21 protein-coding genes are annotated in these 19,989 nt (G+C 70.4%); 10 read left to right on the forward strand and 11 right to left on the reverse strand.

Features of this window, described 5'->3' with window-relative positions; all coding sequences use genetic code 11:
- Positions 1-4 precede the first annotated feature (4 nt).
- From ACIBBA_RS11820 to ACIBBA_RS11840, 5 genes are all read right to left on the reverse strand, one after another.
- Complete coding sequence (locus ACIBBA_RS11820; RefSeq protein WP_396696280.1) at positions 5-445, reverse strand: VOC family protein; 441 nt, start codon at positions 443-445, stop codon at positions 5-7.
- 149 nt (positions 446-594) lie between these two features.
- Positions 595-1,839, reverse strand: a complete 1,245-nt coding sequence (locus ACIBBA_RS11825; RefSeq protein ID WP_396696282.1) for an RNA polymerase sigma factor — start codon at positions 1,837-1,839, stop codon at positions 595-597.
- Positions 1,836-2,222, reverse strand: a complete 387-nt coding sequence (locus tag ACIBBA_RS11830) for a YciI family protein (protein ID WP_396696507.1) — start codon at positions 2,220-2,222, stop codon at positions 1,836-1,838. The genes ACIBBA_RS11825 and ACIBBA_RS11830 overlap by 4 nt, the downstream gene beginning before the upstream one ends.
- 5 nt (positions 2,223-2,227) lie before the next feature.
- Positions 2,228-2,608 (reverse strand): YciI family protein, encoded by a 381-nt coding sequence (locus tag ACIBBA_RS11835; protein WP_396696284.1) that lies wholly within the window; start codon positions 2,606-2,608, stop codon positions 2,228-2,230.
- 267 nt (positions 2,609-2,875) lie between these two features.
- Positions 2,876-3,433: a DinB family protein gene (locus tag ACIBBA_RS11840; RefSeq protein ID WP_396696286.1), complete on the reverse strand. Its 558-nt coding sequence runs from the start codon at positions 3,431-3,433 to the stop codon at positions 2,876-2,878.
- Between the two features lie 94 nt (positions 3,434-3,527).
- Between ACIBBA_RS11840 and ACIBBA_RS11845 the strand changes: the two genes are divergently transcribed.
- Entirely contained in the window at positions 3,528-4,106 is a 579-nt protein-coding gene (locus ACIBBA_RS11845; protein ID WP_396696288.1) for a tetratricopeptide repeat protein, read from the forward strand.
- Positions 4,107-4,256: 150 nt separating this feature from the next.
- Here the strand turns inward: ACIBBA_RS11845 and ACIBBA_RS11850 are convergent, their stop codons facing one another.
- Positions 4,257-5,012 (reverse strand): SDR family oxidoreductase, encoded by a 756-nt coding sequence (locus tag ACIBBA_RS11850; RefSeq protein ID WP_396696290.1) that lies wholly within the window; start codon positions 5,010-5,012, stop codon positions 4,257-4,259.
- A 111-nt stretch (positions 5,013-5,123) separates the two neighbouring features.
- The gene (locus ACIBBA_RS11855) at positions 5,124-5,738 is read right to left on the reverse strand and encodes a TMEM175 family protein (protein ID WP_396696292.1); all 615 of its coding nucleotides are present in this window, start codon (positions 5,736-5,738) and stop codon (positions 5,124-5,126) included.
- A 151-nt stretch (positions 5,739-5,889) separates the two neighbouring features.
- Between ACIBBA_RS11855 and ACIBBA_RS11860 the strand changes: the two genes are divergently transcribed.
- Both ACIBBA_RS11860 and ACIBBA_RS11865 read left to right on the forward strand, forming a co-directional pair.
- On the forward strand, positions 5,890-6,594 hold the full coding sequence (locus tag ACIBBA_RS11860; RefSeq protein ID WP_396696294.1) for a sigma-70 family RNA polymerase sigma factor: 705 nt from the start codon (positions 5,890-5,892) through the stop codon (positions 6,592-6,594).
- A gap of 159 nt (positions 6,595-6,753) precedes the next feature.
- Positions 6,754-8,094: an NAD(P)/FAD-dependent oxidoreductase gene (locus tag ACIBBA_RS11865; RefSeq protein WP_396696296.1), complete on the forward strand. Its 1,341-nt coding sequence runs from the start codon at positions 6,754-6,756 to the stop codon at positions 8,092-8,094.
- A 78-nt stretch (positions 8,095-8,172) separates the two neighbouring features.
- Here ACIBBA_RS11865 and ACIBBA_RS11870 read toward each other — a convergent pair whose 3' ends face one another.
- Complete coding sequence (locus ACIBBA_RS11870; protein WP_396696298.1) at positions 8,173-9,060, reverse strand: RNA polymerase sigma-70 factor; 888 nt, start codon at positions 9,058-9,060, stop codon at positions 8,173-8,175.
- 272 nt (positions 9,061-9,332) lie between these two features.
- Here ACIBBA_RS11870 and aceE point away from each other — a divergent pair, with 272 nt between their 5' ends.
- Together aceE and ACIBBA_RS11880 are read left to right on the forward strand one after the other, a co-directional pair.
- The gene (aceE, locus tag ACIBBA_RS11875; RefSeq protein WP_396696300.1) at positions 9,333-12,026 is read left to right on the forward strand and encodes a pyruvate dehydrogenase (acetyl-transferring), homodimeric type; all 2,694 of its coding nucleotides are present in this window, start codon (positions 9,333-9,335) and stop codon (positions 12,024-12,026) included.
- 193 nt (positions 12,027-12,219) lie between these two features.
- Complete coding sequence (locus ACIBBA_RS11880) at positions 12,220-13,110, forward strand: universal stress protein (protein ID WP_396696302.1); 891 nt, start codon at positions 12,220-12,222, stop codon at positions 13,108-13,110.
- Between the two features lie 115 nt (positions 13,111-13,225).
- On the opposite strand, the gene ACIBBA_RS11885 is transcribed toward ACIBBA_RS11880, so the two are convergent.
- The gene (locus tag ACIBBA_RS11885) at positions 13,226-14,035 is read right to left on the reverse strand and encodes a peptidoglycan-binding protein (RefSeq protein ID WP_396696303.1); all 810 of its coding nucleotides are present in this window, start codon (positions 14,033-14,035) and stop codon (positions 13,226-13,228) included.
- A 371-nt stretch (positions 14,036-14,406) separates the two neighbouring features.
- On the opposite strand from ACIBBA_RS11885, the gene ACIBBA_RS11890 reads away from it, so the two are divergent.
- The gene (locus ACIBBA_RS11890) at positions 14,407-15,012 is read left to right on the forward strand and encodes a YdeI family protein (protein ID WP_396696305.1); all 606 of its coding nucleotides are present in this window, start codon (positions 14,407-14,409) and stop codon (positions 15,010-15,012) included.
- A 153-nt stretch (positions 15,013-15,165) separates the two neighbouring features.
- On the opposite strand, the gene ACIBBA_RS11895 is transcribed toward ACIBBA_RS11890, so the two are convergent.
- A complete protein-coding gene (locus ACIBBA_RS11895; protein ID WP_396696307.1) occupies positions 15,166-15,933 on the reverse strand; it encodes a VOC family protein in 768 nt (255 codons plus the stop codon).
- 437 nt (positions 15,934-16,370) lie between these two features.
- Between ACIBBA_RS11895 and ACIBBA_RS11900 the strand changes: the two genes are divergently transcribed.
- The 3 genes from ACIBBA_RS11900 to ACIBBA_RS11910 are packed head-to-tail and all read left to right on the forward strand — an operon-like array spanning position 16,371 to position 18,708.
- Positions 16,371-16,886: a SigE family RNA polymerase sigma factor gene (locus tag ACIBBA_RS11900; protein WP_396696309.1), complete on the forward strand. Its 516-nt coding sequence runs from the start codon at positions 16,371-16,373 to the stop codon at positions 16,884-16,886.
- On the forward strand, positions 16,883-18,052 hold the full coding sequence (locus ACIBBA_RS11905; RefSeq protein ID WP_396696311.1) for a hypothetical protein: 1,170 nt from the start codon (positions 16,883-16,885) through the stop codon (positions 18,050-18,052). Before ACIBBA_RS11900 ends, ACIBBA_RS11905 begins: the two co-directional genes overlap by 4 nt.
- 32 nt (positions 18,053-18,084) lie before the next feature.
- A complete protein-coding gene (locus ACIBBA_RS11910) occupies positions 18,085-18,708 on the forward strand; it encodes a hypothetical protein (protein ID WP_396696312.1) in 624 nt (207 codons plus the stop codon).
- 69 nt (positions 18,709-18,777) lie between these two features.
- Here ACIBBA_RS11910 and ACIBBA_RS11915 read toward each other — a convergent pair whose 3' ends face one another.
- Positions 18,778-19,044, reverse strand: a complete 267-nt coding sequence (locus ACIBBA_RS11915; protein ID WP_396696314.1) for a helix-turn-helix domain-containing protein — start codon at positions 19,042-19,044, stop codon at positions 18,778-18,780.
- An 87-nt stretch (positions 19,045-19,131) separates the two neighbouring features.
- Between ACIBBA_RS11915 and map the strand changes: the two genes are divergently transcribed.
- A complete protein-coding gene (map, locus tag ACIBBA_RS11920) occupies positions 19,132-19,950 on the forward strand; it encodes a type I methionyl aminopeptidase (protein WP_396696316.1) in 819 nt (272 codons plus the stop codon).
- Positions 19,951-19,989 lie beyond the last annotated feature (39 nt).

Below are 19,989 nucleotides of genomic sequence, written 5' to 3' on the forward strand. Positions count from 1 at the left end.
TCAGTCAGCTGAGCTGTTCGGCCAGCCCGACGATGATGCCCTCCGGGCCGCGGACGTAGCAGAGCCGATAGATGTCCTTGTACTGCGCCAGCTCGCCGACGAGTTCGGCGCCGTGGGTACGCAGGCGGGAAACGACGTCCTCGATGTCGTCGACGGCGAACATGATGCGACGAATGCCCAGCGTGTTCGCCGGTGCATCCTTCGGCTCGGCGCTGATCGCCTTCGGCGTGTGGAACCTCGCCAGCTCGATCCGGCCGTGGCCGTCCGGGGTCCGCAGCATCGCGACGTCCTGTCGGACGTCGTCGATCCCGATGACACGCTCGACCCAGCGTCCCTCGATCGGCCCCTTGCCCTCCAGTTCCATGCCGAGCTCGACGAAGAACGCAATTACCGCGTCGAGATCGTCGACAACGATGAGGACGTTGTCCATCCGCTGGATCGTCATGCAGGGTCTCCTTGGACTTGTGCGGCCACGGTGGCCGCATCCAGACCTGAGACGGAGCCGCCACGCCGTTCTCGACCGGCTGTGCACCATCTTCTGCGAAACCTCGTGACGAGGCGGTGGCCAACACGCGCCAGCCGTACCGTTTCGGGTCAGCCGGCGAGCTGGTCGCGGCGGCGGGTGAGGTAGGCCCGCTCCGCGGAGTTGCCGGCGAGATCGATGGCCCGGTCGTACGCCGCCCGCGACTCGCCGCTGCGGCCGAGTCGTCGCAGCAGGTCGGCGCGCGCGGCGTGGAAGGCGTGGTAGCCGTCCAGGACCTCGGCGAGCCGGTCGATCTCGGCGAGCCCGACCCCGGGGCCGTCGACTTCGGCGACCGCCACCGCCCGGTTGAGCCGCACGATCGGCGAGGGGTCGAGCAGCACCAAGCGGCCGTAGAGGGCGACGATGGTGGACCAGTCGGTGTCCCGGGCGGATGGGGCGTCCGTGTGGACCACGTTGATCGCGGCTTGCAGCTGGTAGCGCCCGGGTGGGTCACCGCCGGTCGCCACCGCCTCGATCCGCTCGCGGACCAGGGCCGTGCCCTCGGCGATGAGGGTACGGTCCCAGGCGCCGCGGTCCTGCTCGTCGAGGGTCACCAGCTCCCCGGTGCGGGACACGCGCGCCTGCCGCCGGGCGTCGGTGAGGAGCATCAGGGCGAGCAGGCCGACTACCTCCCCGTTGTCCGGGAGGAGAGTTCGGAGCAGGCGGCCGAGGCGGATCGCCTCGTCGGTGAGGTCGACGCGCAGCGGGTCGTCACCCTCGCTGGCGAGATAGCCCTCGTTGAAGACGAGGTAGACGACCGCGAGCACGCCGGCGAGCCGCTCGCGGATGTCGTCGGCCGAGGGCACCCGGTAGGGAATGTGTGCCGCTTTGATCTTTGCCTTGGCACGGGTGATCCGTCGCGCCATCGCGTTCTCCTGCACCAGAAAGGCGCGGGCGATCTCGGCGACGGTGAGGCCGCCGAGCAGGCGGAGGGTGAGCGCCACCCGGGCCTCCATCGCGAGCGCGGGGTGGCAGCAGGTGAAGATCAGTCTGAGCCGATCGTCCTCGACCGGGCCGGTCGGTTCGGGAGGGGTGTCGTCGTACACCATCCGGGCCGCCTGGTGTTTGGCGTCGCGCTGTGACTCGCGACGGAGCCGATCGATGGCCTTGCGGGTCGCGGTGGTGGCGAGCCAGCCGCCGGGATTGGGCGGTACGCCCTCACGCGGCCACCGCTCCGCAGCCGCTACGAACGCTTCGGCCGTCGCGTCCTCGGCGACGTCGAGATCGCCGAAACGGCGCGCGAGGCCGGCGACCACCCGCGCCCACTCCTCGTGGTGGACACGCGTGATCGCCTGCTCGACGGTGGGACCAGTCACGGCTCGGGCAGCGCTCGGACGGATTCCTCGGTCCGGAAGGGACGCACCTCGACCCTGCCGCGGCACGCTTTCGACCCCTCGGCCGCAAGCGCCAGGGCCACGTCGAGGTCGGCCGCCTCGACGACCCAGAAGCCGTCGAGGTACTCCTTCGTCTCCAGGTAGGGCCCGTCGGTGAAGGCCGGCTTTTCGCCCTGCCCGTCGACGGTGGTGGCAGTCGTCGGGGGCTCCAGGCCGTCGGCGAAGACGAAGTGACCGTCCCTGTGGAGCCTCTCGTTGAAGGCGCCGGTGTCGGCGAACGCCTGCAGCGTGGCCTCCTGAGAGGGGTGGCTGCCGAGCTCGGTGCGCTCGGCCGTCCCGTAGACGGACAGCAGGTACCTGGGCACCGCGCTCACCGCTCCCGGGAGCTGATACGCCGGGCCTCCCCGGGACCTCGGAACCGGTGCACCTCCTGCGGCCAGTCGAGCACGGTCGCGAGCCTGCCAGCCCAGTATCGCGCAGCCTCGTCGTCGGGCACGTCCACGGCGGCGAAGCCGCCGAGGTGCTCCTTGGTCTCGGCGTACGGGCCGTCGGTGAAGACGGGCTTGCCGTCGACCAACTCGACACTGCACACCGTGGTGGACCGGTCGAGCCCGCCGTTGCTGAAGATCAGGACACCCTCGGCCTGCATCTCCTCGATGACAGCTCGGGCGGCCCTGCCCTTCTCGCGCAGCTCCTCCGCCGTGTGTTCGCGCACCCACTCATCGTTGAAGGAAATCAGGTACTCCGTCATGGTCGTCTCCTCTCAGTCCCCGGACGAGGGCCTTTCCCGACTCCAGGTGTCCGGCGGCCCAGCCGGGCGCCGCACACTGGTTCCACGAACGGCGACGCCTTGATACGACACCATCCCGGAAGTCGAGCAGTTCTGTGACGCGGCACGCGTGGCCGCTCATGCCGCTCCGGGCGTACGGGCGTTCATCGCCGCTGGTGACGCACGGTGATGTGTGACTGGTGCCCACCGCTGAAGTTTGGCCAGTCCGGCGCCCTCCCGGGCGGAGGTTCAGACGGTGAAGTCCGCAGGCGCACCCTCACCGACACGACCATCCACTGCTTCACGGAGAATGTCGGCGTGGCCGGTGTGGCGCGCGTACTCCTCAACCATGTCCAACAGCATGATGCGGACGGTGGGCGTGCGACCGTCCGGCCAGGTGAAGGATGCTGGTCCGTCGAGCCCGCGCTCCTTGATGACCTCAGCAACGAGCTTGCGCGACCGCTCGACAGCGTCTCGCCACACTGCGTAGACATCTTCCGGAGAGTCCAGCGCCCCGGTGCGCCATTCCCAGTCAGGATCGGCGTCGAAATCTACGGTGTCCCACGGGGCTCCGTAGTCATGTCCGGCGAGCTTGACAGCCAGCCAGCCTGCCTCGACCAGGGCCATGTGCTTAACGAGACCACCGAGCGTCATCGCACTGGCAGCCATGGTCGCGCGCATGCCCTTTTCGTCGAGTCCCGACGTTTTCCAGGCGAAGGTCCGGCGGTTGCGATCGAGGACGGACAGCAGGGATTCGACCTCGGTGGGAGCTGCTGACGGGGAAGGCTGTGGGGCCGTCTCGCTCATGACCGGGAGCGTAGCCATACTGCTCGATCATCGCTCACCGTCAGATGCGGACGACGATCGTGGTCTTCGCGACCGGTATCCGGACAGGTCGCTTGTGAAGCTGCTGGCCGTCTCGGCGGACGACGGTGATCCGGTCGCTCAGCGCACCCTCGGTTACCTGGTGCAGCACGGCATCGGCACGACACCGGACGACGCTCGGGCGACCGCCCTCTACCGGGCCGCCGCCGAGGCAGGGGACCCCCTTGCCGCCTTCAACTTCGGTGTCCTGGCCACTGGTTCTGACGAGGCGGTGCACTGGTTGCGCCAGGCCGCCGGGGCCGGCATCACCGAGGCGTACTCGCGGCTGGGTGACCGGCTCAGCGAGCGTGACCTCGACGAGGAGGCGCTGCGGTGGTACGTGCGGGGCGCCGAGGCCGGCGACAAGGCCAGCATGTTCGCGGCGGCCTGCTGGTACCGCGACGGATTCGGCGGTCCGGTCGACCTCGTGCAGGCACTTCGGTGGTACCTGGCCATGCTGAACGTCGGCAGCGGCGACGGCATCCACGAAGCGCACGAGATCGTGCCGGGAATGACCACCGACGAGATCCACGAAGCGGGCCGGCTCTCGGGACGGCTGCTGGAGGCGGACCTCCTCGTGCAGCAGCAGGCTTCCCGAAACGCTGCGGAGGCGTAGGACGCTCGCCCGGCGGGAACGCGATGACCACGGTCATCAGGTGCGCTCCCGCCGGAATGAACGGCGACTCGGCCTCCTGCAGCATGGTGAACGCCGGCCAGGCGGTCGAGCTGCGCTTCGGCTCGGCGTTGGTCGGACAGGTCCGGCGGTTTACTCGCCGGACCTGGTCCGGCCCAGCCAGTTGGCGTACGTGATCTCCCCGAGGGCTGCCCCATCGCCCGGCACCAGACTCCGCTCGCTCAACTCAGCGCCGAAGTAGCGCGCGTGCGGGTCGGTGACCACCTCACGGTGATCGCCTAGCGCCGCCAGGGCCGTCCGGAAGAACTGGTCCATCCAAACCTGCTCGGGCCCGGCCACCTCGACCCGCCCCTTCAGCGGCGACCCCACCGCCACCCGGACAAGCGCCTGGGCCACCTCGTCGCCAGCCATGGGCTGGAAGAGCACCGGTGCCATCCGCACCGTGCCACCGTCCGCGCCGGCGTCGGCGATGCCCTTGACGAACTCGAAGAACTGCGTCGCGTGCACGATCGAGAACGGGATCGACGATTCCTCGATCAGCTTCTCCTGCGCAGCCTTTGCCCGGAAGTAGCCGTTCTCGGGCAGCCGCTCGGTCCCCACGATCGACAGCGCCACATGGTGGCTCACACCGGCCACCGCCTCCGCCGCAAGCAGGTTGCCGGTGGAGGTCGTGAAGAACTCCATCACCGCGCTGTCCTCCCACGAGGGGGCGTTCGACACGTCGACCACCACGGACGCCCCGCTCAACACCTCGGCCAGGCCCTCGCCGGTGAGGGTGTTGACGCCGGTATTCGGTGCCGCCGGCACCGCCTCGTGGCCGTGCTCGCCGAGCTTCGCCACGACCTTCGACCCGATCAGGCCAGTGCCGCCGATTACCACGATCTTCATGACGAACCCTTCTGTTGGCCGGGGCACCGGTTGCCGTCCGGTCACCAGCTAAGACCGGGAACCCCCCTGGCCTGTGACATGTGAAGCGACAGGAGAACCGGCCTCGCGTCCTCAGCCCGAAGTCCCGTACTGGCGGACCACCCGGTCGATGCGGCGGTCGGGGACGACCCACATGATCACGATGGCGACGAAGCACGCCAGGGCGATCCAGACGCCGACACGACCGCCCCGGTCGATCGTCAGGGCGCTGAGGATCCCGATGACGTCGAACACCACGGAGATCTTGCCCTTGCGGTCAGCGCCGACGGCGCGGCGCAGCGGCGACTCCGGCCCCTGCTGCCGGATGATCACCCGCTGGAGCACGAGGTAGGCGACGGCCGCGCTGAGCAGGTTCAGGCCGTAGATGACGACGGGGATCTGCTCGAACCTCGACTCGGACACCCAGGTTGTCGTGAACGGGACCAGCGACAGGCAGAAGAGCAGCGCCAGGTTCGCCCACAGCACGCCACCGTTGACCCGCCGAACCAGGTGGAACATGTGGTGGTGGGTGTTCCAGTAGATGCCCACATAGACAAAGCTGAGGAGATACGTCAGCAGCCCGACGCCGGTCGTGTGGACGAGGTCGGAGAGACGGTGCCCCTCCGGCACCCTCAGCTCCAGCACCATGATCGTGATGATGATGGCGAGCACCCCGTCACTGAATGCCTCCAGCCGACCAGGCCTCATCGCGCCACCCCTCTGTGTTCTCCTGGCGGGTTTCGGTTTCTCCACCAGCCGAGACAGCGCAGCCGCGGGATCTGTGACAGGCATGTGCGTGCTGTCACTCCACGGGCCCGGACGTTGGGCCGTACGGCATGTCCGACCCACCATGGGCCTGGTGGCAGCCGCGACGTCAGCAGAACGGGGGCGAGGGATGGTGGATTCCGGTGGGGATTCGCACCCGGTCGGCACGGATGATCTCGAGGAGGCCGCGGCGGTCTTCACGACCGTGCGGCCGCGCCTGTTCGGGATCGCGTATCGCATGCTCAGCAGCGCCGTCGAGGCCGAGGATCTGGTGCAGGAGGTGTGGCTGCGGTGGCAGACGTGCGACCGCGACGCCGTGATCGACCCGGCTGCGTTTCTGGCGACGACGACGACCCGACTAGCCATCAACGCGCTGCAGTCCGCGCGGGTGCGGCGCGAGACGTACATCGGATCGTGGCTGCCGGAACCCGTCGACCCGAGCGCGGACCTGAACCTGGCGGCCGAGCGCAGCGAGGCCCTGAAGCTCGCGGCCCTGCTGCTGTTGGAGAAGCTCACGCCCAGCGGGCGCGCCGCGTATGTTCTGCGGGAGGCGTTCGACTACTCGTATGCGCAGATCGCCGACATCCTGCAGTCGACCGAACCCGCGGTGCGCCAGCTGGTCAGCCGGGCGCGTCGAGACATGGCGAGTGAGCGGCGTACGCCGGCGGGCGCAGCCGCGCACCGGCGGCTGCTGACCACGTTCATCGCGGCCGCTCGCTCCGGCGACATGACCGCGGTGGAGCAGGCGGCCGCGATGACCGTACGCCAGCGGGTGCGACCGCGCAGGCGCAGCTGCTGACCGCACGCGCCGGCGAATGCCAAGAGATCATCGTGTGCCTGGTCGAGGCGCTGCACGTCCGCCGATCCGTGGTCGTGTGCCCGATCACGATCGGGCGCCGCGTGGCACAAAGCCCGGCCCCACCTGGTTGTAGCTGGTAGCGGTTCGTTGGAGGTTGCCATGCGCAGGATCCTGATCGTGGGCGGCGGCTACGCCGGTTTCTACACCGCCTGGGGGTTGGAGAAGAAGCTCCGTCGCGGCGAGGCCGAGGTCACGCTCGTCGATCCCCGGCCGTACATGACCTATCAGCCGTTTCTGCCCGAGGTCGCCGCGGGCTCGGTCGAGGCCCGCCACGTCGCCGTCTCGCTGCGCGGTCACCTCCGTCGCACCACCGTCATCACCGGTAGTGCTACCGAAATCGACCACGGGCGCAGGACGGCGACCATCCGGCCGCTGGACGGCCCCGACCGCCAGGTCGAGTACGACATCGTCGTGGTCACGGCGGGCGCGGTGACCCGTACCTTCCCGATCCCCGGGGTCGCGGAGGGCGCGATCGGGCTCAAGCACGTCGAGGAGGCGGTCGCGATCAGGGACCGGCTGCTCACCGCATTCGAGCGCGCCTCGGCCCTTCCACCGGGCCCGGAGCGCACACGGCTGCTGACCGTGACCGTCGTCGGCGGCGGGTTCACCGGAGTCGAAGGCTTCGGCGAACTGCTCTCGCTCGCGACGGCGCTGCTCAAGCGGTACCCGGAACTCACCTTCTCGGATCTCACCTTTCACCTCGTCGAGGCGCAGGGCCGGATCCTCCCCGAGGTGACCGACGACGTGGGGCGGTGGGTGGTCCGCCACCTCGAGGAGCGTGGCGCCCACATTCACCTCGACACGCAGCTCGTATCGGCCGAGGACGGGCACGTCGTGCTCTCGACCGGCGAGGAGTACGACACCGAGCTGTTGATCTGGACCGCGGGCAACGGTGCCAATCCCGTCGTCGCGAAGAACACCGACCTGCCGGTCGACGAGAGGGGCCGGCTGCAGGTGCGTGCCGACCTGCGGGTCGGCACGGCGGACGCCGTGATCCCCGACGCCTGGGGCGCGGGCGACAATGCCGCGGTTCCGGACCTCGCCTCGGCGGTCCCGGGCGCCCAGACGGTGCCGAACGCGCAACACGCCGTCCGGCAGGGGAAACTGCTGGCCGCGAACCTGGTCGCCGACCTCCGCGGGCGGCGGGTCAAGCCGTACACGCACCACAGCCTCGGTGTGGTCGCGACCCTCGGTCTCGGTCGCGGGGTGTTCCAGTACCGCCGCCTGGTCGTCAAGGGATTCACGGCCTGGGTGATGCACCGCGGATACCACGTGCTCGCCGTGCCGACCTGGGAACGCAAGGTCCGCGTCCTGCTGGTCTGGCTCACTGCCGTGCTGTTCGGCCGTGACACCGTCTCGCTGCAGGCGGTGCAGCAACCCCGGGCCGCGTTCACCGCCGCCGGCGCGCCCCGCCCTGCCACCGGTGGCGCCCCACGATAGTCGAGGGGGAGCGGGCGGCACCCGTCTCCTGCGGCGCTGGGTCGCCGGTCGGCTGCCCAATTGGACTGGGTGGGATCACTACCTGGCATCAGACGCACCGAACCGGGCGACTTTGCTCGGGTTGAGCACGATCAACACCCGTGCGATTCCCGCCGGGGAGGCATCGATCGCGCACAGCGCGACGACGGATCCTGCCCGGCGGGCGAGGACGGTCTGCTGCCCGTTGGACTCGACGAAGTCCAGCGAGACATGCGTACCGAACTTTGCCACGACGCCGAGGACGTAGCGGGCGACCTTGGCCCGGCCGGTCACCGGTACCCGGGCCGCGCTGACCACGCCCCCGCCGTCGGAGTAGGAGACGGCATCCTTGGCGAGCAGTTCTTCCAGCTGGCCAAGGTCACCAGAGCGCGCGGCGGCGAGGAAGGCGTGGAGCAGCCGGTCGTGGTCGGCGGGGGCGACCGGTGCGTGCCGTTCTTCCACGAGGTGCGCGCGTGCCCGGCGCCCGAGTTGCCGCGCGTTCACCTCGGTGATCTCGAGGATCTCAGCGATCTGCCGGAAGGGGTAGTCGAAGGCCTCGTGCAGCACGTACACGGCGCGCTCGGCCGGGGTCAGCCGCTGCAGGAGGAGCAGCAACGCCAGTCCGAGCGCTTCGCCCTGCTCGGCGCGGGTCGCCGGGTCGGCCGAGGTCTGGATGGGCTCGGGCAGCCACGGGCCGACGTAGGACTCGCGCCGGGCGCGGGCCGATGTCGCCGCGTTCAAAGCGAGCCTGGTTGTCGTGGTCGCGAGGAAGGCTGCCACATCCCGTACCGCGCTCCGGTCCGCCTGCTGCCACCGCAGCCACGTGTCCTGGACGATGTCCTCGGCGTCGGCGACGCTGCCCAGCATCCGGTAGGCGATGCCGAACAGCCGGGGCCGGACGGCGTCGAAGGCCCGCACGGCATCGCTCGGGGCCGTGAGGTCGGACATGACGTCTCTTTCCTCCCGTTGGTACTGCCTGTCGCTGTTGTCGGTGTCCGGCTGCCCCTGGGCGCGGCTCGCCGCGCCACGGGCCGGCATACCCGTTTCTCCCAGCCCTCTTCCCTTGCTCCTGCGCAGCTGGGGCCGGCTGAGCCACGCCGATCGTGGCAAGCCCCACTGTCCCGGGTCGGCTGTCACGAATCCCCGGGCTACCTGGTCGTTAGTGGGAACCGGCGGGACAGCTCGCCGACGTCCGGAACCATCGGGGAAGGCGGCCCAGCATGACCGACATCGGGCGAAAGCAGCCAAGCGCACTCGATCAGATCCCGGACCGCGACCCCGAGGAGACCGCCGAGTGGGCGGCCTCTCTTGACGCCGTCACCGCGGCAGCCGGGCCGCACCGCGCCTCGTATCTCTTGCGCCGCACGCTTGAGCACGCGGAGGGCTCCGGCCTCGCGCTGCCGACGTTGCTGCAGACCGATTACATCAACACCATTCCGACCGCCGCCGAGCCGGAGTTCCCCGGCGACGAGGAGATGGAGCGGCGGATCACCGCCTGGAACCGCTGGAACGCCGCCGCGATGGTGACTCGCGGCAGCCGCCACGGCCTCGGCGGGCACATCTCCACCTTCGCGTCCGCCGCCTGGCTGTACGAGACCGGCTTCCAGCACTTCTTCCGGGGTAAGGAGGCGGGCGGTTCCGGCGACCAGCTCTACATCCAGGGTCATGCGTCCCCTGGCATCTACGCCCGCGCCTTCCTGGACGGGCGGCTCACCGAGGACCACCTCGATCGGTTCCGGCAGGAGGCGGGCGGCGACGGCCTGCCCTCCTACCCGCACCCGCGCCGGCTGCCGTGGCTGTGGGAGTTTCCGACCGTGTCGATGGGCCTGGGCCCGCTGTCGGCGATCTACCAGGCGCGGTTCAACCGCTATCTGCAGCACCGTGGCATCAAGGACACCTCCGCCTCGCGGGTGTGGGCGTTCCTGGGCGACGGCGAGATGGACGAGCCCGAGTCGACCGCCGCGCTCGCTCTCGCCGGTCGCGAAGGCCTGGACAATCTCACCTTCGTGATCAACTGCAATCTGCAGCGGCTCGATGGGCCGGTGCGCTCCAACCTCAAGATCGTCCAGGAGTTGGAGGCCCAGTTCCGCGCGGCGGGCTGGAACGTCGTCAAGTCGCTCTGGGGTTCGGCGTGGGACGACCTGTTCGCGCTCGACACCACCGGGGCGCTCGTCCGCCGGCTGCGCGAGGTCCCCGACGGGCAGTTCCAGACGTACGCGGTCCGGGATGTCAGCTACATCCGCGATCACTTCTTCGGCGCCGACCCGGCGCTCGTCGAGATGGCGAAGGTGCTGACCGACGCGAAGATCGCCGATTGCTTCCACGCCTCGCGCGCGGGCCACGAGCCCCGCAAGGTCTACGCCGCCTACCGGGCTGCGGTCGAGCACAGGGGCGCGCCGACCGTGATCCTCGCGCAGACGATCAAGGGCCACACGCTGGGCGCCGGGTTCGCGTCGCGCAACGCCAACCACCAGATGAAGAAGCTGACCGGCAGCGAGTTCCGCGCGCTGCGCGACCTGCTCGAACTTCCCATCCCCGACAGCAAGCTCAACGACGAGCTGGTGCCGTACGTCCACCCCGGCGCCGACTCGCCGGAGGTCCGCTACCTCCACGAGCGCAGGGCCGCGCTGGGCGGGCCCGCCCCGGCTCGCCGGGTCCACCCGGTGGTACTGCCCGAGCCGCCCGCCAGTCCCTTCGAGACCTTGGCCAGAGGGTCCGGTAGTCAGGAGATCGCGACCACCATGGCCTTCGTCCGCCTGGTCAAGGATCTGATGCGGGATCAGGAGACCGGCAGGCGTTGGGTGCCCATCGTTCCGGACGAGGCGCGTACCTTCGGCATGGAGTCGCTCTTTCCCACCGCCGGGATCTACTCGCCGCACGGTCAGACCTACGACCCGGTCGACCGCGACACGCTCCTGTTCTACAAGGAAGCCAGCAACGGCCAGATCCTCCACGAGGGCATCACCGAGGCCGGCTCGATGGCCGACTTCACGGCCGCCGCCACGTCGTACGCCACCCACGGCGAACCGATGATCCCCTTCTACATCTTCTACGCCATGTTCGGCTGGCAGCGGACCGCCGACCAGATGTGGGCGCTCGCCGACCAACTCGGCCGCGGCTTCCTCATCGGTGCCACCGCCGGCCGTACGACGATGACCGGCGAGGGCCTGCAGCACGCGGACGGCCATTCCCACCTGATCGCGTCCACCAACCCTGCGGCGATCGCCTACGATCCGGCCTTCGCCTACGAGGTCGCCGTGATCGTCCGCGACGGCCTCCGCCGGATGTACGGGCCGGACGCGGAGAACGTCTTCTACTACCTCACGGTCTACAACGAGCCGAAGGTCCAGCCGCCCATGCCGCCGGGCGCGGCTGTCGAGGAAGGCATCCGCAAGGGCCTCTACCGGTTCCGGGAAGCCAACGCCCAGGAGTTGGCGGCGGACGCCCCACGCCTGCAGTTGCTCGCCTCCGGCACCGCCATCCACTGGGCCCTGGAGGCCCAGCGACTCCTCGCCGGCGACTGGGGCGTGGCGGTGGACGTGTGGTCCGCCACCTCCTGGAGCGAGCTACGCCGCGACGCTCTGGAATGTGACGCGGCCCAGCTCAGGGGCGAGGACCGGATCCCGTACGTCACCCGGGTGCTGGACGGCGCCCCCGGCCCGGTGCTCGCCGTCAGCGACTGGATGCGGGCGGTCCCGGACCAGATCAGCCAGTGGGTGCCGCAGGACTGGCACTCGATCGGCACCGACGGCTTCGGCCTCTCCGACACCCGCGAGGCCGTCCGCCGCCACTTCGGGGTCGACCCACAGTCGATCGTGGTCGCGGCGCTCGCAGCCCTGGCCAGGCGCGGCGAGGTCAAGCCCGAGACCGTTCAGCAGGCCCGCCAGCGCTACGGGATCACCGACGATCACTGACCCGGGTTCGGACGCCCCGTGACCCGCTGAAGACGGAGGTCGGCACCCGGGCTGCTGGTCGGCCGGCTCACTGCCGCCGGGGGATCGCGTCACCTGCTCCGGCGTTGGTGTCACAAACTGCGGCGTGCTCCGGTCTTAGCTGTTAGCTCGCGAAGGCCGGACCCACCGTGAGCGATGCACGAAGGAGGATGTCATGACGAGCAGGACCGGTGCCCCCGTCGTGGTGGGCGTGGACGGTTCCGCCGCTGGGTTGGACGCGGTGCGGGTGGCGGCTCGGGAGGCGGCGCACCGGCGCCGTCCGCTGCGGGTCGTGCACGCCTTCATCTGGCCGCTGATGAACGTACCGGTCGGCCCGGCCCCCGGCGGGCCGGTCGACGGCGGCCTGCGCCACCAGGCCGAGCGGTACGTCGCCGAGGCGGTCGCCGAGGCCGGCAAGGTCGCCCCGGAGGTGCCGGTCACCGGGGCCGTCGTCGACGGCGCGGCGACCCCGGTGATGCTGGCCGAGTCTCGGGAGGCCGCACTGGTGGTGCTCGGGCACCGTGGTCTGGGTGGCTTCGCCGGGCTGCTGATCGGCTCGGTCACTGTGCAGGTCTCCGCCCAGGCACAGAGCCCGGTGCTGGTGGTACGGGGTGAGCCGCGCGCCGACGGCCCGGTGGTGGTGGGCGTGGACGGCTCGGAACTGTCTCTCGAGGCGATCGGGTTCGCGTTCGAGGAGGCCGCCTATCGGGACGCCCCGCTGGTCGCAGTGCACGCGTGGCTTCACCCCACGCCCGCCGGCCCCGGCGACATCCTGCCCCTGGTGTACGACGTGGACGAGTTCGGCGACGAGGTGAACCGGGTGCTCGCCGAGTCGGTTGCCGGCTACACCGGGCGCTACCCGCAGGTGCCCGTGCAGCACCGGCTGGTCCGGGGCGGCCCGGCCCACGTACTGGCGGAGGAGTCGAAGACCGCCCAGTTGGTGGTCGTCGGCGCACACGGACGCGGCGCCCTCGGCGGGCTGCTGCTCGGTTCGGTCAGCCACGCGGTGCTGCACCACGCGCACGCCCCGCTCGCCATCCTCCGGCACCGGCCCGAACGGCCCTGATCCTCTCAAGCGTCCGCGCCGGGACCCTGCCGGGGCGTGTGAGGTCTGGCCGTCGCACACGGTGTCCGATGAGCGCTGGTTGCTGCCGCCGACGGGCGTTCACGACCACCTGCGGTCAGGTCGCGCGGAGGTACTCCTCCCAGGACAGCTTTGGTGTGACGGCGGGGCCGTCGTCGGCCGCCCGGTTGGCCAGTCCGTTGAAGCCGAGGTAGTAGTCGCCGGCCTGATGCTGAGCGCCGATCGACTGGTCCGTGTCGGCCAAGGCGATGGCGTGGATGTGATAGGGCCAATCTCCCTGCGACGGGGTGCGGAGCCACGCCGCGAAACCCACCCGGCGCAGCTGCCTGACGACGTTGGTCCGATAGGTGGAGGACATGCCGCTCACCGAGAGGTCCAGCGCTCCGCCGCCATCATGGGTGCCGGCCGAGGCCGGGGTGCTGGAACTGTAGGAGCCCTGTGTGATCGTCAGCTGTGCGCCGAGGAGTCGTTCGGCTTCGAACAGCATGCTCCTGGTGCGTGTGTTCACCTGTGCACCGCGTAGCGTGACCACGCTGCCGGGGGAGAGCGACCGCGTGATCGTGAACCGCTGCTCGCCCAACAGTCGCAGCGAGGTTGGTCCGGGCAGGCCGGTGGCGTCGAGCCCCGAGTATCCCAAGGACCGCTGGTAGGCGGCGTACGCTGCGATGGTGCTGGTGCCGAAGTGGCCGTCGACGTAGGTGGCCGTGAGCAGGCCTCGCGCCTGTAGCGCACGCTCCACCTGAAGCACGCTGTCCTTGCTGCCCGAGGTGATCGCCGTGTCCGCTCGGCGCGGGTCGATCTGTGCTGCCTTGATGAGCGCCTCCATGTCGACCACTGGGAGAGCCGCGCGAGCGCTGTGGCCGATGAGAGTCGAGCCCGTCACGGCGGCCGTGGCGGTGATCAGCAATTGTCTCCTGGTGAGCACTGTTCCTCCGTGCGATGCGTGACAGGCCGATGATCCTGAGAGGCCGCGTGGGCAGGTCGAGGCGCGGCGCACGCGAAGGTGTCAGCCGCGGCGTGCGCCGAGGATGTAGCCGTCGTGGCTGGCGTAGACGTAGGCGTCGGAGACGGATCGGCCGCTGCCTGTGCGGCTCCGATGCAGGGACTTTTCGATGTTTCGATGGACCGTGGCAGAAAATTTCACGTTGCGGAAGAGTCCTGATCGCCGCAGGTCGGCGCGGACGCGTTCCGCAGGGCGCCACCTCATCGGCGCCCGGCGCCTCGGTGGATGGCACTGGCGAAGAGGCTGTGGCAAGGGCACAGCGATAGCCTGCCGTCATGGGGAGCGCCGAACTGGATGAGTTGATCGTCGCGGACGCCGAGGCGCTGCGCGCGTGGTTGTCGGCCAATCACGTCACGTCGCCCGGTGTCTGGCTCGCCCTGACCAGGAAGGGCGGCACGGTCACGACGCTGACCTGGCAGCAGGCGGTCGACGAGGCCCTGTGTTTCGGCTGGATCGACGGGCAGGCCCGCAAACGGGATCAGGAGACCTCCTGGATCCGGTTCACCCCGCGCCGGCCCCGCAGTTCCTGGTCACAACGCAACGTCGCCCACGTGGCCCGGTTGGAGGCGCAGGGGCGAATGCTGCCCCCAGGCCGCGCCGCGGTGGAAGCCGCGAAGGCGGACGGGCGGTGGGCGACCGCCTACGCCCCGCCGTCGGAAGCCGAGGTGCCGGCCGACCTGCTCGCCGCCATCGCCGCCGACCCCGCCGCCCAGGCCATGTTCGACGTACTCACCAAAACCAACCGGTTCGCCCTCATCCACCGCCTCAATGCCGTCAAACGAACGCAGACCCGCGAGCGGAAGATCGGCGAGTTCGTCGCCATGCTGGCCCGTCACGAGACGATCTACCCGCAGAAGGCCAAGCCTCCGATCTCGCCGTGATCGGGCACCTTCACGATCACGCGCACGCGTCTGCCGTCGAGTGGCACCACGTTCCGCGGTGGGGGCGGCCACCCGGTCGCGTCGAATTGAGTGTGCGCGGCCGCGCTCATCGGTCAGGCCACAGCCCTCCACTCAAGGGACGCCCCCGTACGGTCAGGGCGGAGTAGTCCCGAGGACCGAGAAGAACGCCCCCTGTGGATCGGTGAGCACCGCGAACCGGCCCCGCGTCAGGTCCGTCGGCTGGACGGCGAGCGTCGCGCCCATCCGCAGCGCCTCGGCGACGACCCTGTCGGTGTCGGTGACCGCGAAGTAGACCATCCAGTGGGACGGGAGGTCGCCCCAGTCCTCGCCGAGCATGGGCATCATCCCGGCGACGGGACGACCGTCCAGTTGCCAGGTGGTGTAGGTGATCGGGCCCATCGGTTGGTCGTCCGCCGTCCAGCCGAACACCGACCCGTAGAACTCCTTGGCCCGGTCCGACTCCCGGGTGGTCAGCTCGGGCCAGGTCAGCGAGCCGGGTACGTCGAACACCTCGGCCCCTGGCATGCCGAGCGACTGCCACACCCCGAACGGCGCCCCGGCCGGGTCGGCGAAGAGCGCCGTCCGCCGGGAGCCGGGGACGTCGACGGGCTCGGTCAGGATCCGGCCGCCGGCGTCGGTCACCCGCTGGCAGGCCCCCGCGGCGTCGTCGGTCGCCAGGTAGGGCGTCCAGGCAGGCGGCCGTTGCGGGCCGGTCCCCAGCCCGGCACCGGCCACCGGTTTGCCCTGCTGGTGGAAGACGAGGTGACCGTCAGCCGCGGGTTGCCGGTCCGCCTCGGCGACGGCCCAGCCGAACAAGGGCGCGTAGAAGCGCGCCGCGCCGGGGAGGTCGGTGGTGACCAGGTCGACCCAGGCGGGTGCCCCCGGTGGAATATCTGTCATGGCTTCGGCTTCGCTTCCTCTCCTCGGGCAACTCTCGGCGGGATGGCGGCGGGCGGGCCCGACAGCCGACGACCGTCAGCCGGCAGCGGTGCGGGCGGCCGCCCACCGCCCTGCACCCGATGAAAAGGCCGGGGTAGCCGCCCGGCGTGCCCTGCGGACGGTGCTCACGTCGATCCCTCTCGACTGGGGGCGGCCACCGCCGGCACGCCCTGCCGGCATCGTGGCATTGTTCGCGCGTCGTACGGGCCGGATCGGGCGAATCGTCAGCTGAACCGTCGTGCGGATCTGCCGCCAGCTCCGGGTGGAAGCGCCGCGTGTCGGCGAGGTCCGGGGTGGCCAGGTCGGCCCAGCAGGGCGTGCCCTGCGGAACCTCCGCGGCTGATGACGCAACCTGATGCTCGTCCGGACCCGTCGAGCTTGCGGAGGAGGGAGCCCGAATGGTGGATGCCGAGGGTCAGTTCGTGGAGTACGTCTCCGCGCGACTGCGGAGCCTGCATCGGACCGCGTTTCTGATGTGCGGCGACGCCCACTTGGCAGACGACGTGGTGCAGCAGACGATCACGGCGCTGTACGTGAACTGGCGCCGGGTCAGCCGGGCCGACAACGTCGACGCGTACGTGCACCGGATGCTGGTCCACAAGCTCGTCGACGAGAAGCGATTGAGCTGGTCGAAGGTCCGGCTGCTGGGGTCGACGCCGGAGCCCGAGCGCTCACCGGTCACGCCGCACGACGAGCTGGCCGAGCGGGACAGCCTTGTCGCCGCGCTCGCCAACCTCCCACGCGGCCAGCGCACGGTACTGGTCCTGCGGTTCCTGTGCGACCTGTCGCTGGCGGACACGGCCGCCGCCATGGGCTGCTCCGAAGGCAACGTGAAGTCGCAGACGGCTCGGGCCCTGGTGGCGGTCCGCCACGTGCTCGGCGTCACCGAGATGTCGGGGAGGAATCCGAGATGACCACGTCGGACGACCAGCGCATCGCCGTACTGCTGCGATCGGTGCCGGTTCCCGAGCCGAGGGTCGACGTGGGCCGCGCGGTCCGCGACGGCCGGCGACGCCGGCGGCGACGCCGCCTCGGCGGCATCGCCGCGGTGACGGCGATGGCCGGGCTCGGCGTCGTCGGCGCCGTCCAGCTCGGCGGGCCCGCCAGCCGGCCGGCTCCGGTGACGCCGGCCCTCGCGGTGTCACCGACCGGAACCGTGTCGACCCCGCCGGGCTCGCCGGTCGCCTGTGAGGCGTCGTGGTTGCCGCGGCCGGTCGGCGGTCCGGTCGCGGTGGCGAACGGCGTCGACCCCACCGGGCGGTACATCGTCGGCGACATCGGAACCGGCCAGGAGGATGGGCGGGTCGTGCTCTGGACGGACGGCCGGGCGGGCGTCCTGCCGCCCGGCGCGCGGCACGCGGCCGCGGTCAACGCCGGCGGCGACGTGGTTGGCACCAACGGCGACGGCACCGGCTGGGTCTACCGCGACGGGAAGCTGCGCTACCTGGCCACCCCGCCTGGCTACGACGCGGTCCTCGTGTACGCGGTCAACGGCCGGGGGGACATCGCCGGCACCGCCAGCGGAGCCGGCGACTCGCACCATGCCGTGCTGTGGTCGGCGGACCGCCCGCAGGAGTACCGGCTGGTCGGGCAGTCCGGATCCGCCGCGACCGGGATCACCGAGGACGGCACGGTGGTCGGCACGATGGGCCAACTGCCGTACCGGTGGACGCCGCAGGGCGCCGGGGCGGCCCTGGCACTGCCGGACGGCTACCCGCGCGCCTCGGTCGACTCGGCGCACGGCGAATGGGCGATCGGCATGGTTCCCGGCGACAGACAGGGCGGGGCCGTGCAGATGCTGCCGGTGCGGTGGAATCTCACGACCGGGGCGGTGAGTCTGCTGCCGTTCCCGGGCGCGACCGGGATCGCCGGCAACGGCGACCTGCTGGTCGGCGACGGCGCGCCGCTGGTCGTCGCCCCGGACGGCACGTCCCGACGGTTGCCGGGCCGACCCGAGGTCCGGGCGACCAAGGCGGGCACCTACACGGCCAATGGGATCAGCGACGACGGTCTGACCGTGGTCGGCGCCGTCTACGAGAACCAGGTGTACCGACCGCTGGTATGGCGCTGCCACCGCTGAGGGTCGCCGCCCGCCGTACTAGTCTTCGCCGCATGGCCTTGCGACCGGACGAGTTCTATGACCACGCAGTCGCCGTCGCGGACAGCGAGCGCCGGCTCCCGTTGGCACGCATGACGGGTTGGGAGATCAGTCCGTTCGAGCCGGACGGACTGCGCGTAGCGCCGTTGCGCCCACCGGTCCTCCCGGAGCCCGCGCGGCACGGCGAGGATCCGTCGGACTGCAACGCCTGCCGCGACCGGGACAAAGGGATCTGGTTCAACGATCACTGGCGGCTGGCCCGGATCTCGGGAGTGGGCGTCCCGCTGGTGCTCATGCTGTATCCACGAGATCACTACGACATGGCGGATCTACCGGACGAGCTGGCCGCCGAACTGGGGCTGTTGAGCACTCGCATCGTCCGCCACGTGCAGGCACTGCCGCACATCTCGCGGGCGCATGTCTACCGCATCGGAGATGGTGGCGCCCACCTGCACGTCTGGTTCTTCGCTCGGCCGGAGGGGCAGGCCCAGTTGTACGGGTCGTGGCTGGTCGTCTGGGACGACCTGCTGCCGGAGTACCCAGCGGACGTCGCAGAAGCTGACGCTGGAATCGTGGCGGACGCGCTGGTCGCGTGCCACGGAGGCCACCGGTCGCCCACCAGCGAACCGGCCGCCTGACCGGTAAGCAGCCGTGCGAACCGTTCGGCGGGCCCGGATCTCCTGCTGGAGTGCTGCGGCCGCCGGCCTCTAGGACGCCTGATGGATGGGCATGTCGGCCTGCCAGACGTCGGCCAGGTCGCTGAGGGGGACGTCGAGGGCCTGGCTGAGGCAGACCACGGTGCCGAACGCCGGTGCGGGGAGGCGGCCGGCCTCGATCTTGCGCAGCGTCTCGGGGGAGATGCCAGCTGCCAGGGCCACCTCGACGAGGCTGCGGCCGGCCCGCGCGGCCCGGAGAGCGGCTCCGAGGCGCTGGCCCGCTGCGATCTGTTCGGCGGTGAGGGGTTGGCGAACCATGGCAGCAGGATATCCCTCCGGAGCACCCCGACCTACGTGGTATAAAAATAACGGTATAAAAATACCGAACGGGAGGGGGAGGCTGTCGTGATCGAGCTCAAGTCCGCCGAGGAGATCGGCCGGATGGCGGTGACCGGCCAGTTCGTCGGCGAGCTGCTCGCCGAGCTGAGCGGTGTCGCCGCAGTCGGCGTCAACCTGATGGACCTCGAACACCACGCCCGCCGCCGGATCAAGGAACGCGGCGCCGAATCCTGCTACTGGGACTACGCCCCATCGTTCGGCCGCGGCCCGTTCCGCAACGTGCTGTGCCTGTCGGTCAACGACGCCGTGCTGCACGGTCTGCCGCACGACTATGTACTGCGGGACGGTGACCTGCTCAGCATCGACATGGCGGCCGGCATCGACGGCTGGGTCGCCGACTCCGCGCTCTCCGTCGTCGTCGGCACCCCCGACCCGGCCGACCTGAAGCTGATCGAGGCAACCGAGGTCGCACTGGAGGCCGGCATCACCGCCGCCCAGCCCGGCGGCCGCCTCGGTGACATCTCCGCCGCGATCGGCGAGGTCGCCCACTCCTACGGCTACGGCGTCAACGCCGAGTTCGGCGGCCACGGCATCGGCCGCACCATGCACGAGGCCCCGCACGTCTCCAACAACGGCCGTGCCCGCCGTGGCATGAAACTTCACCCTGGCCTCACCATCGCCATCGAACCCTGGTTCTGCCGCTCCACCGACAAAATCAAGTTCGACAAGGACGGCTGGACGATCCGCTCCGCCGACGGCTCGCGTACCGCCCACTCCGAGCACACGGTCGCCATCACGGCTTCCGGCCCCCAGGTCCTGACCCGCCGTCCCACTCACGGAGCCACCTCGGCCGACCCCACCAGAAAGCCCGCCACAACCTCCTGACCCACTGCCCGCCTGGGGCGTGACCCAGGGCGGGGGCCT

This window comes from Micromonospora sp. NPDC051006, assembly GCF_044456245.1.
Taxonomy (GTDB): domain Bacteria; phylum Actinomycetota; class Actinomycetes; order Mycobacteriales; family Micromonosporaceae; genus Micromonospora.

What these genes read in the sequence shown, in the direction of transcription:
- ACIBBA_RS11820 (WP_396696280.1), bottom strand. Translation starts at nt 445, where the DNA reads ATGACGATCCAGCGGATGGACAACGTCCTCATCGTTGTCGACGATCTC.
- ACIBBA_RS11835 (WP_396696284.1), bottom strand. Translation starts at nt 2,608, where the DNA reads ATGACGGAGTACCTGATTTCCTTCAACGATGAGTGGGTGCGCGAACAC.
- ACIBBA_RS11840 (WP_396696286.1), bottom strand. Translation starts at nt 3,433, where the DNA reads ATGAGCGAGACGGCCCCACAGCCTTCCCCGTCAGCAGCTCCCACCGAG.
- ACIBBA_RS11850 (WP_396696290.1), bottom strand. Translation starts at nt 5,012, where the DNA reads ATGAAGATCGTGGTAATCGGCGGCACTGGCCTGATCGGGTCGAAGGTC.
- ACIBBA_RS11855 (WP_396696292.1), bottom strand. Translation starts at nt 5,738, where the DNA reads ATGAGGCCTGGTCGGCTGGAGGCATTCAGTGACGGGGTGCTCGCCATC.
- ACIBBA_RS11865 (WP_396696296.1), top strand. Translation starts at nt 6,754, where the DNA reads ATGCGCAGGATCCTGATCGTGGGCGGCGGCTACGCCGGTTTCTACACC.
- ACIBBA_RS11870 (WP_396696298.1), bottom strand. Translation starts at nt 9,060, where the DNA reads ATGTCCGACCTCACGGCCCCGAGCGATGCCGTGCGGGCCTTCGACGCC.
- aceE (WP_396696300.1), top strand. Translation starts at nt 9,333, where the DNA reads ATGACCGACATCGGGCGAAAGCAGCCAAGCGCACTCGATCAGATCCCG.
- ACIBBA_RS11880 (WP_396696302.1), top strand. Translation starts at nt 12,220, where the DNA reads ATGACGAGCAGGACCGGTGCCCCCGTCGTGGTGGGCGTGGACGGTTCC.
- ACIBBA_RS11890 (WP_396696305.1), top strand. Translation starts at nt 14,407, where the DNA reads ATGGGGAGCGCCGAACTGGATGAGTTGATCGTCGCGGACGCCGAGGCG.
- ACIBBA_RS11895 (WP_396696307.1), bottom strand. Translation starts at nt 15,933, where the DNA reads ATGACAGATATTCCACCGGGGGCACCCGCCTGGGTCGACCTGGTCACC.
- ACIBBA_RS11900 (WP_396696309.1), top strand. Translation starts at nt 16,371, where the DNA reads ATGGTGGATGCCGAGGGTCAGTTCGTGGAGTACGTCTCCGCGCGACTG.
- ACIBBA_RS11905 (WP_396696311.1), top strand. Translation starts at nt 16,883, where the DNA reads ATGACCACGTCGGACGACCAGCGCATCGCCGTACTGCTGCGATCGGTG.
- ACIBBA_RS11910 (WP_396696312.1), top strand. Translation starts at nt 18,085, where the DNA reads ATGGCCTTGCGACCGGACGAGTTCTATGACCACGCAGTCGCCGTCGCG.
- ACIBBA_RS11915 (WP_396696314.1), bottom strand. Translation starts at nt 19,044, where the DNA reads ATGGTTCGCCAACCCCTCACCGCCGAACAGATCGCAGCGGGCCAGCGC.